Here is a 10,378-nt window from a genome sequence, read left to right as displayed (position 1 = left end):
TTGGATCGTATGCGGTATTAGCAGTCGTTTCCAACTGTTGTCCCCCTCTGAAGGGCAGGTTGATTACGCGTTACTCACCCGTTCGCCACTAAGATTGATAGAAGCAAGCTTCCATCGCTCTTCGTTCGACTTGCATGTGTTAAGCACGCCGCCAGCGTTCGTCCTGAGCCAGGATCAAACTCTCCAAGACATCTTGAAGCTATTTGAATAGCTCATTTTATTTGTTGTCGTTACATTTAAGTAACTTTGAATTATGGTTGGTTTTGACTATGTCAAAACCCGCACTCTGGCATATGTTCAATCGTATTGATTGATTACCTATCATTGTTCAGTTTTCAAAGATCTGTTACGTTAGGTTGTTGCCCTAACGACTTGTATAGTATATCAATCTAATCTTAAATCGTCAACCTCTTTTTCAAAGATTTTTTCAACTTATTTTTGATTGATTTTATACATACAATCATAACCAAATACCCTATGAATAGAGATAGAAAACTCACAAACCGAAGTTTGTGAGTTTTAATTTGGTGACTCACCCGCGACTCGAACGCGGGACACCCTGATTAAAAGTCAGGTGCTCTGCCAACTGAGCTAGTGAGTCATGTTGGCAGGGGTGGCTGGGATCGAACCAGCGCATAACGGAGTCAAAGTCCGTTGCCTTACCACTTGGCGACACCCCTACAGTGATTATGATGTGTAGGTTATGGGGTGAGTAGTGGGGATCGAACCCACGCGTAACGGAGCCACAATCCGCCGTGTTAACCGCTTCACCATACCCACCACCTTGTAGGTATCGAAGACGTTGTCTTCGTAACAAAGAGAATTATATCTGTTCTAGAGATTTGTGTCAACACCTTTTTCTCAATTTCATTTAACTTTTACAAATAAAATGAAAAAGTGTGTTATCCCTAATATAAACTCTTTCTCCTCATAAAAATAAGGAAGCACATTCATAAGTTATACCTTACGAATGGTGCTCCCCTATTATACATATTATTTACTTAGTTGGCAAATAGTTTTTTACAAAATTTGGCAAAGCAAAAGCAGCCTTTTGAATTTCAGCATTATAGTACTTAGTTTCAAAGTTTTGTTCACGATTTGGTGTCCATGTTAATGGGTCAAATGTTTTGGAACCCAATGTGAAGCAATGCATACCTGCAGGATAAATTGGAATAAATGCAGTATACAAACGTGCAATTGGGAAGTGATTATTTACATAACCAAATACCTTCTCTACGAGCGGTTGATGTAACATTGGAGATTCTGTTTGTTGTACAAATAAGCCATCTTTTTTAAGAGCTTTTAATGTATTCTTATAGAACTCTTCAGTAAATAAACCTTCACCAGGACCGATTGGATCAGAGCAGTCTACAATAATTACATCATAGTAATCTTCCGCTTCTGCCATGAAACCAATGCCATCACCAATTTTTACAGTCAATTTAGGATGGTTTTCAATCATAGCTTTAGCAATAGTTGGCAAATATTGTTTAGCAAGCTCCACAACTTTACCGTCGATTTCAACCATCGTTACTTCTTTTACACAGTCGTGACGTACACATTCTCTAGCTACGCCACCATCACCGCCACCGATGATTAATACACGTTCAGGATTTGGATGTAAAAACAATGGAACATGACTCATCATTTCATGGTAGATGAATTCTTCACGCTCAGACGTTTGGAATACACCATCTAATGCGAGCATCGTACCGTACTCTTTAGATTTAAACACTTCAATTTTTTGGAACTCAGATTCACCAGAGTATAATACTTCTTCTGCTTCAGCGCTAAGACGTAAATGAGGAGTTTGTTCCTCTGTAATCCATTGACTCATGTAGTACCTCCTACTTTTATACTACAATACGCACCGCAGGTTATTGCGATGCGTATGTATATTACTTTAATTGCTCTATTACTTAACCTTTACGGCTAATATAACAGAAACCGCCACCTAAAATGGTATCTTTCATCCAATTCGCTAATGAAAAATCACGGATTTCACCTTCATCAAAGATGCCACAGCGAATATCATCGCCATCCCTAAAAATCTTGTGAATTGGAACCCAATGCCATGTATAAAGAGCCTTTTCCTTGCCCTTATGACGATTCAAAAATGCCACAGGCACATCTTGTGCCAATGCATCATGAATAAACTGAGCTGCTGCCTCTACCTCTACACGAGAAGCACAAAAAGGAGACACATTTAACATATGTACATCATATGACCAGCCTTCATCTTCTAATAAACGAATCAGGCCTCGTTCCATCCATTGCGTTTTATAAACACCACCACCAAAGCGTGGCTTTACATATTTCCAAACTAAATTCATCCGTTCTAAAGCAAGCGTTTGATCGGATGTGGTTTCTAAATCTAATAAGCCATCCCTAAATAGCGAATAACTCAAAACTTGTGATGCCGATGTAGGACCACAACCAGACAGGCGTTGCCACTCATCTGTGAACCACTCTTGGTCATACCCATATGATGTCTTTCCGTCTACATCAATATATAGCCATTCCGGATGTTTAATAGATACATCATTCATGAGATTAACCTTCGATTACTTCAACAGTTTCCATGATAGCACCTTGATGGATACCATCAACTACGTCCATACCTTCAATTACTTTACCAAATACTGTATGTACACCATCCAAATGAGGTTGTGGTTCGTATACGATAAAGAATTGGCTACCACCAGTATTAGGACCACGGTGAGCCATAGACAATGCACCACGTTCGTGTTTGTGTGGGTTACCAATTAATTCATCTTTAATTGTGTAGCCAGGACCACCTGTACCATTGCCATTAGGGCAACCACCTTGAGCTACGAAACCAGGAATTACACGGTGGAAACGAAGACCATTGTAGAAACCTTTATTGATCAAATCAATGAAGTTTTGTACTGTGCCAGGAGCTTCTTTATCAAATAATTCAATTACAATATCGCCGCCGTCAGCCATATGGATTTTTGCTTTTTTCATTGTTCAGGTACCTCCAAAATTGTACGCAACACATGTGCTGCTAATATAAAACCTGCCACTGGGGGCACAAAACTACATGTTCCAGGACTTGTTGCGTCCCCACGGAACTGTGGCTTTGTCGGTTTTTCTGTAGAAAATAAAACTAATTGTTTTTTTATGCCCCGTTTTTTTAACTCCCGACGCATAACGCGCGCAAGAGGACATGTATGAGACTTATTGATATCAGCAATCATAAGTTTTTCAGGGTAAAAGCGATTGCCGCCGCCCATACAAGAAATAACAGGGATGCTTTCACGTTGACACACCTCAATAATATTAAGTTTTGCCGTTACCATATCGATGGCATCGATTACATAATCAACGTTCAAGCTTTGAATAAATCCAGGGTAACTTTCCTCAGTATACATAATATCATGAGTTTCTATCACTACATCCGGATTAATAGAAAGGGCTCGTGCCTTTGCTACCTCTACCTTACGCTCTCCAATTGTGTCATGAGTCGTAATCATTTGGCGGTTCAAATTACTAGGTGCTATAGAGTCTCCGTCGATAAGAACAATCCGCCCAACCCCTGCACGTACTAGAGCCTCAAGAGCTCCACCGCCTACACCACCGACACCAAAGAGAGCCACAGATGTATTCTTTAAGGTTTGGATTTTATCTGGTCCAACTAACCATTCTAAACGAGTTAACATATATTCCATTAATATTTACCCGCCGGAATGATTTCTGTCCAATAACCGTCTGGATCGGCAATGAAGTAAATCCCCATATCAGCATTTTCGTAGGCTACAACGTCCATCTCTTTGTGTTTTTTAAGAGCTGCTTCATAGTCATCTACATAAAATGCCAAGTGGAATTCATTATCTCCCAAATTATAAGGGCGATCCCAGTCACGCAACCAAGTAAGCTCTAGCTCATGCGCTGTATATGGACTTTTTAAATATACAAGGATGAAAGCACCACTTGGATCTTCCAAGCGGCGAGATTCCTCAAGTAATAAAGCCTCTTTATAGAAAGCTAAACTTTTATCAAGATCCTTAACATTTATATTATTGTGAGCAAATGAAAATTTCATAGGACCTCCTTAATTAATTCCAGTATGTTTTTGTAGGAATTCTCCTCTTTTAATAGTATCACATTTTATAATTCTATAGCTAGTTAATAACAAATTTTGCTGTACTACCATCATCACCACGTGTGACCTCTAAGTGGGCAGGTATGCGGGTCTTTAATTCAGGTACATGAGAAATCATACCGATGAGGCGTCCAGAAGATTGTAATTGTACCAATGTTTCCATGGCAAGTTCTAATGTATCCGGATCTAAAGTACCAAAGCCTTCGTCGATGAACATCGTATCCATATGAATACCACCTGCATAACTTTGAATGACATCCGCAAGACCTAAGGCAAGAGCCATCGACGCCAAAAAGGTTTCACCACCAGACAAGGTGTTCGCCGGTCTTGACTGACCTGTGAAAGCATCCATAACGGCCAAATCAAGGCCTTGTTTGCCTCGCCCACCACCAGTATAGTCAGACCGCTCCAAGGAATATCGACTACGACTCATCTTTTGAAGTCGTAAATTGGCGGCATACACAACTTCATCTAAAATAGCACCTAGCACATATCGTTCAAAGGTTACATTTTTAAAGCCTTGTTCACCGCCATTGGCTAAGTCGTTAAGACGGCTTAAGAAAGTGATCTCCTCACGAGCTTCGCCCATAGCCTTTTCCAGTTCTTCTAATGATGCTAATGTGGTTTCAATATGTTTTGTTTCTTTATCCCAAGCCGCAAGAGAACCTACTAAATTATCACGTTTCTCTACGGCCGCATCATAGACTTCGTCAGAAACCGTATCACTTGGTTCTATTACAGACTGAGCATGTTTCAAAGCCGCATCATATACAGCTTGAGCTGTACTAAAAGCCTCATCTAATGCATGCAACTTAGTTCTAAACGCATCTAAGGCCTTATAATCACCTAGCGCATCTATAAAGTCATTTTCAATCAAGGAAATTGATTCTAATGATTTTGTATATTCCTTATGTAACAAGTCAATATGTTTTGTTTCTACCTGTGCTTGTGCAGATAAGGTTTCTAGGCGCCCTCGTTTAGCATTGAGCTGTTCACGAGCAACATCTAAATTTGTTTTACAAACCTTCACGTGCTCATCGTATTCTTTAATTTCAGTCTCTAATAATTCAATCTGTTTATGCCATGCCTCAAGATCTGTAGTCGGCAATGTCTTAGCTAACCCATCTATCTTAGCCTGTACAGAACTAATCTGAACCTCTAAGTCATGCAAATTATTAAGCAATTCATTATGACCGATTTCCAATTTTGATAATGTATCTTTAGCCTCAATCAAGTCATGCTCATTTTTAGTTATAATTTCACTCAACTGTTCGGTGTCACTACGCAAAGCTGTGAGTTGATCTATTTGGGACAGCAAGTCTTGATGAATAGAATCAAAAGCATCTTCTGAAAACTTAGCAATAGATGATGTAAGTTTAGAAACTTGGTCTTTAACTTGCTCATCTAACTCATGTAGGCGAACAGATAATGTTTCTTTCTGACCAATTTCGCTAGCCCGCTTCTGTAACTCAAGATCACGCACCGCACGAGCCTCTTCTATTTCCTCTTTAGTAGGATATAACTCTGGCTTGGATGCTAACTGTGGATGCTCTGTAGCGCCACATACAGGACACGGCTCATTATCTACTACTAAATGAACGAGTTCAAAAGCTCGTCCCTCTGCCATCAAATGTTCTAAACGTTCAAGCTGCACCTTTGAGTTCTTTACAGATTCGTCTAGAGTCGCTAGAGACCGCTCCTTAGCATCAATATCATTTTGAGCCTTTTGTTTATCTGCTACCAATTCAGAATATCGTTGTAACTGGCTCAACTGCTCTTGGATGTGAGGAATAGACTCTAATTCTTTACTATTATCTTGAAACTGTTTTCTCACTTCAACTAACTCAGCCTCTAAATCAGCAACTAGCTTGTGCTGCGCCTGTAACTTAGCTTCACTTTTCTCGCGATCTTGTGTTTCTAACTGGCTATTTAATGTGCTTAATTCCTTATTTAGCACGGATAACTCTGTAAATTGTTCGGCCTGCTGTTGTAATTGAGCTAACGTAGTCCTCTTAGCTTGCATAGTTTCAGCGTGAGATGCTAACACTTCATAAGCCTCTGTACATTTAGACTCATGTTGAGCTGCGGCGTCTACACTTTTTTTTGCATCTGAAAGTGCCGTTTTCAAAGTTTTTAATACAGCCTGTTTATCACCAAGTTGTTTATACAATTCATAGCTTGGTGTTAACCCGGTGAGGAACTGAACCCTTTCATTTAAACTAGACCGCTCCTTTTCTCTTTCTTTTACCAGGTCTAATTTGTTCGTAGCCTCAATAAGAGATTGTTTTGCTTGATTATATAAAGCCCACTCTTTACGCAATGTATTATAGTGTTCCACTACAGTTACAGCTTTATCACGTTCGATAACAAGGGTGTCACGGTGAGTTTCTCTATGTTTCAAAAGATCTCGTACATGTTCAATAGTCAGTATCGGGATTTCTTCATCATGCGGAATGGATTGCAGTAATGCAGATTGTTTTGTTATATTTTCTTCAATACCGGATTTTGCCTCATCATAAGCTGCTTTTAGGGCATCCTGTAATCTTCGATATAACTCAGTTCTAAAGAGTGTATGTAATAACTCCTCCCGTTCACTGGTGGAGGCTACTAATAATTTTCTAAACTCCCCTTGCGGCAAAAGTACTACTTGTAAGAATTGATCTTTACGAAAACCTATGATTCGTTGAATCGTATCACGAATAGCAGCGGCAGAAGTGGCAATGACTGTCCACTCACCATCTTTCATTTCGTATACAGTAGCACTAGCATTCTGCTCACGCATACCTGTACCACGTTTTTTAGCTACCAATTGTTTTGGCAATCTTTCAACACGATACTGAGCATCACCAATAGCAAAGGAAAAATCAACACGCGTCATATGCTGCGGTTCTGCAAAATCACTACGGATAGCATCCGTTTTGCGCACCTCTCCACTAGGCTCACCATACAAGGCATACACCATCGCATCTAGTATGGATGTTTTCCCCGCTCCTGTAGGACCAGAGATGAGGAACATGGAATGGTTTTGGAGCTCATTAAAGTCCAAGGTAACCGAATCGCGGTACGGACCAAAGGCTTCTATAGTTAAAGATATAGGCTTCATTTAGTCCTCCTTTAGAATTCGATCCCATACAGAGTTAATGTATTGTTGCTCACGCTCTGTTAATGGTTCTTTCCACACGGTTTCAGCAAACTGATTAAATAATTCGCGTTCGTTTAACTCTTTAAAAACGGCTTCATCCATATCTGCCATAGGAGTGGCCACGCGACCTACTAAATCAATAGTCATGCATCGATGATACACTTGGCGCAGCTTAGCCATCCCATCCATTATAGGCATCGTATCAAGCAATCGAGCCTGCACATAATCGTCTTTATGCTTAGCCTGTAATTCCTTATTATTTAGTAAGTCTTCAAAATAGCCTTCCAATATTACAACGTCGCGCTTTGCCTCTACAGGAATGGTGCTAATATCTACTTGCCCCTTTGTATCCATATCAATGATGGTAAAAGACTTCTTCTGCATATGCTCATCAAAGGAATACTTTAATGGCGATCCACTATAGCGAATATAGTCTGCCCCCATTCGCTGAGGCCCATGCAAATGGCCAAGGGCTGTATAGTGAAAGTCTTTAAAGACTTGTGGACTTACTTGTTCACTACCACCGATAGACAAGGTGCGCTCAGAGCCACCTACATCACCGCCCATTACAAAGGAATGACTAATAGCAATGCTGCGCATCCCCTTTGGCACTTGTTTGTACAAGTAGTCACTCCAGGCCTGATACATTTGATCGTAATTATGTAAATTAAGTGATGCTGGCTCTTGCTTATCAGTCTCCACATAGGAGAACAGGGAGTCCTCGCTCATATCTATATCAACAGGTTTTGATACAGTTGCCCCCAGACCTAAAGCATCCCCAATGCGACGAGGATCGCTGAAGGGCATAGGGCAAATGGCCACTTTGCCATCAGCACCTTCAAATTCAAAGGGTTGTAATGCATGATGAGGGGATCCCCAAATATGAATTCCTGATTGGCTTAACATAGAGCGCCCCACCTCAAGGCGTTCAGCCCCATCGTGATTACCGCTTACCACGAAGAGTGGTACCTTATAATCCATAGCGAGACGGGTAATGATGGAATCCCATAACTCAATAGCTTCAATAGGAGGTACCGCTCTATCAAATACGTCCCCGGCTAACAATATGCCGTCGATTTTTTCATCTTTCAAAATAGAAAAGAACTGATTCTCCAACACATGAGCTTGGTCATCTGTTAAATACTGACCATAAAAAATACGTCCTAAATGCCAATCAGCAGTATGTAAAAAACGCATTTTATCCCCCTTTCCAGCTCTCCCTATACCTTATCTGAATGTAGTTATATAAATAATTATATAACTAAGAGTACGTTTTAGCTTAATTATTGATTCTCTACGATAGAGCGCAACATAGCAATCTCTTTCGCATAGCCGTCTAATTCATTTGGTGTTTCTAAATAAAACGGCAAGTTCGTCAATTTAGGATGTGTCACAATACGAGCTATGGCATCGATACCGATATGACCTTCCCCAATTTTTTCATGGCGATCTTTATGAGCTCCCATCGGATTTTTAGAGTCATTCAAATGAATCGCTTTCAAACGGTCTAAACCTACAATGCGGTCAAACTCGTCGATAACACCATCGAGATTATTAACGATATCATAACCACCTTCGTGGATATGGCATGTATCAACACATACACCCATGTATTCTTTTAATTTCACACCATCGATGATGCGTGCAATTTCTTCAAAGCGAGAACCAATTTCTGTGCCCTTACCTGCCATGACTTCTAAGAGAACTGTTGTTTTCATGCCAGGGAATAAGATTTCATTCAAACATTCCACGATATATTCGATGCCTTGATCTACACCTTGCTTTACATGGCTACCAGGGTGAAAGTTATACATTTGGCCTGGTAAATATTCCATACGCTCTAGATCTTCTGTCATGGCTTGTTTTGCAAAAGCACGCAAATCTTCTTTTGCTGCACATGGATTATACGTGTAAGGTGCATGAGCCAATAAGGTACCAAAGTTATGTTCTTTCATATACACACTCAAGCTATTCATATCCTCTACATCGAGGGCACGCATACTACCACCACGAGGATTCCGTGTAAAATATTGGAATGTATTGCCCCCAATTTTTGTAGCTTCCTTCCCCATGTTTAAATAACCTTTGCTAATTGATAAATGACTGCCGATGACAAACATAATACTCCTTTATATTTATATAATTCTAAAATTCTAAAATACTCAATTCTAATATCTATTCTATTACGCTTACATCTATTCCAAAAGTCTAATGAATAGAAGACATATATAACTAATATAACCCCTACCGTGAAGGAGCCCTTCGCGACAGGGGTTATGTATTAATGACTTTCTTTTTTAGCACACTCAGGGCATACACCTTCAAAGGTAATATGTTGACCTGTGATTTGATACTCGCTACCTTGATCAGCAATTGTTTTGATAGCTTGTAAATCAATGCCCATCATATCCTCTACCTTGTTGCAACGGATGCAACGGATATGGGAATGAGCTTGTGTGTCCCAATCGTAATGAGCGCGCTCATCACCTACTTCTAAAATTTTTACAAGACCGATTTTTTCAAAAATCTCCATCGTCTTGTACACGGTTGCCAAGCTCATGCTTGGATGTTCAGGGCGCAACGTATGATACAACATTTCTGCTGTTGGATGATCATGATGACCACGCAAGGCATCATAAATCGCAATACGTTGTGGGGTTACTTTGAACCCTTGGCTACGCAGAATTTGTGCGATATCCATAATACTCTACTCTACCTTTCTCCACTTGGAAATCTATAAGGCATCGACCATTATCGGCCATTCACAAGAAATAATTATTATCTATTATATCAGAATTCTCAACACTTATCAAGATAGATAGTATTAACTATTAAGTAATCATAACCACCCGTAGAACGGGTGGTTTGCTCTGACCCTATAAGGGTCTTTCTCTAGTGGTGGCCCTCTAAAGAGGGCATTGAATGATCTGACAACCACTCTATTACCACTGGCTGCCCCCTACTCGGGGGCTTCTATTTTGCCTATTTTACTGGCTCACCCGTAAACGGGTCGGTGTATTCTTTAAAGTTTAATGTATCTTGCGCTATATCCTCTTGTAGTTGATTGCGAATATACTCTTTTATCGCTCCTTCATATCGTCCTACCGTAT

The 10,378-nt window shown here is 40.2% G+C and carries 9 protein-coding genes, 3 tRNA genes, 1 rRNA gene and 1 pseudogene; all 14 read right to left on the bottom strand.

Features of this window, described 5'->3' with window-relative positions:
• Window positions 1–190: ribosomal RNA gene (locus O3607_RS09695) — 16S ribosomal RNA — on the bottom strand; the annotation flags it as partial.
• A 335-nt stretch (window positions 191–525) separates the two neighbouring features.
• Window positions 526–601, bottom strand: a tRNA-Lys gene (locus tag O3607_RS09690).
• A 4-nt stretch (window positions 602–605) separates the two neighbouring features.
• Window positions 606–680: transfer RNA gene (locus tag O3607_RS09685), tRNA-Gln, on the bottom strand.
• Between the two features lie 24 nt (window positions 681–704).
• Window positions 705–780, bottom strand: a tRNA-His gene (locus O3607_RS09680).
• Window positions 781–997: 217 nt separating this feature from the next.
• Window positions 998–1,837, bottom strand: a complete 840-nt coding sequence (gene speE, locus O3607_RS09675; protein WP_024065843.1) for a polyamine aminopropyltransferase — start codon at window positions 1,835–1,837, stop codon at window positions 998–1,000.
• Window positions 1,838–1,919: 82 nt separating this feature from the next.
• Window positions 1,920–2,549, bottom strand: a complete 630-nt coding sequence (locus O3607_RS09670) for a hypothetical protein (protein ID WP_178885390.1) — start codon at window positions 2,547–2,549, stop codon at window positions 1,920–1,922.
• 4 nt (window positions 2,550–2,553) lie between these two features.
• Window positions 2,554–2,988, bottom strand: a complete 435-nt coding sequence (locus tag O3607_RS09665) for a peptidylprolyl isomerase (protein ID WP_005385683.1) — start codon at window positions 2,986–2,988, stop codon at window positions 2,554–2,556.
• Window positions 2,985–3,692 carry a ThiF family adenylyltransferase gene (locus O3607_RS09660; protein ID WP_178885391.1) on the bottom strand — a complete coding sequence of 236 codons (708 nt, stop codon included), beginning with the start codon at window positions 3,690–3,692 and terminating at the stop codon, window positions 2,985–2,987. The genes O3607_RS09665 and O3607_RS09660 overlap by 4 nt, the downstream gene beginning before the upstream one ends.
• Window positions 3,692–4,066: a VOC family protein gene (locus tag O3607_RS09655; RefSeq protein ID WP_024065847.1), complete on the bottom strand. Its 375-nt coding sequence runs from the start codon at window positions 4,064–4,066 to the stop codon at window positions 3,692–3,694. Before O3607_RS09655 ends, O3607_RS09660 begins: the two co-directional genes overlap by 1 nt.
• A gap of 79 nt (window positions 4,067–4,145) precedes the next feature.
• Window positions 4,146–7,229, bottom strand: coding sequence for an AAA family ATPase (locus O3607_RS09650; RefSeq protein ID WP_371443787.1), 3,084 nt, complete (start codon window positions 7,227–7,229; stop codon window positions 4,146–4,148).
• The gene (locus O3607_RS09645; protein WP_371443786.1) at window positions 7,230–8,465 is read right to left on the bottom strand and encodes an exonuclease SbcCD subunit D; all 1,236 of its coding nucleotides are present in this window, start codon (window positions 8,463–8,465) and stop codon (window positions 7,230–7,232) included. It abuts the gene before it with no gap.
• 86 nt (window positions 8,466–8,551) lie between these two features.
• Window positions 8,552–9,388, bottom strand: a complete 837-nt coding sequence (locus tag O3607_RS09640; RefSeq protein WP_105081866.1) for a deoxyribonuclease IV — start codon at window positions 9,386–9,388, stop codon at window positions 8,552–8,554.
• A gap of 161 nt (window positions 9,389–9,549) precedes the next feature.
• Window positions 9,550–9,969, bottom strand: coding sequence for a Fur family transcriptional regulator (locus tag O3607_RS09635; protein ID WP_005385669.1), 420 nt, complete (start codon window positions 9,967–9,969; stop codon window positions 9,550–9,552).
• A 281-nt stretch (window positions 9,970–10,250) separates the two neighbouring features.
• Window positions 10,251–10,378: pseudogene (locus tag O3607_RS09630) on the bottom strand (IS200/IS605 family transposase); the annotation flags it as partial.

Source organism: Veillonella sp. 20925_1_51, from assembly GCF_041431445.1.
Classification (GTDB): Bacteria; Bacillota; Negativicutes; order Veillonellales; family Veillonellaceae; genus Veillonella; species Veillonella nakazawae.
The sequence above is the reverse complement of the archived record's forward strand: the minus strand, read 5'-3'. Positions and strand labels throughout refer to the sequence as shown.

Excerpts from the sequence above, each read along its gene's own strand:
- O3607_RS09670 (WP_178885390.1), bottom strand. The coding sequence starts at position 2,549 with ATGAATGATGTATCTATTAAACATCCGGAATGGCTATATATTGATGTA.
- O3607_RS09655 (WP_024065847.1), bottom strand. The coding sequence starts at position 4,066 with ATGAAATTTTCATTTGCTCACAATAATATAAATGTTAAGGATCTTGAT.
- speE (WP_024065843.1), bottom strand. The coding sequence starts at position 1,837 with ATGAGTCAATGGATTACAGAGGAACAAACTCCTCATTTACGTCTTAGC.
- O3607_RS09650 (WP_371443787.1), bottom strand. The coding sequence starts at position 7,229 with ATGAAGCCTATATCTTTAACTATAGAAGCCTTTGGTCCGTACCGCGAT.
- O3607_RS09645 (WP_371443786.1), bottom strand. The coding sequence starts at position 8,465 with ATGCGTTTTTTACATACTGCTGATTGGCATTTAGGACGTATTTTTTAT.
- O3607_RS09635 (WP_005385669.1), bottom strand. The coding sequence starts at position 9,969 with ATGGATATCGCACAAATTCTGCGTAGCCAAGGGTTCAAAGTAACCCCA.
- O3607_RS09640 (WP_105081866.1), bottom strand. The coding sequence starts at position 9,388 with ATGTTTGTCATCGGCAGTCATTTATCAATTAGCAAAGGTTATTTAAAC.
- O3607_RS09660 (WP_178885391.1), bottom strand. The coding sequence starts at position 3,692 with ATGGAATATATGTTAACTCGTTTAGAATGGTTAGTTGGACCAGATAAA.
- O3607_RS09665 (WP_005385683.1), bottom strand. The coding sequence starts at position 2,988 with ATGAAAAAAGCAAAAATCCATATGGCTGACGGCGGCGATATTGTAATT.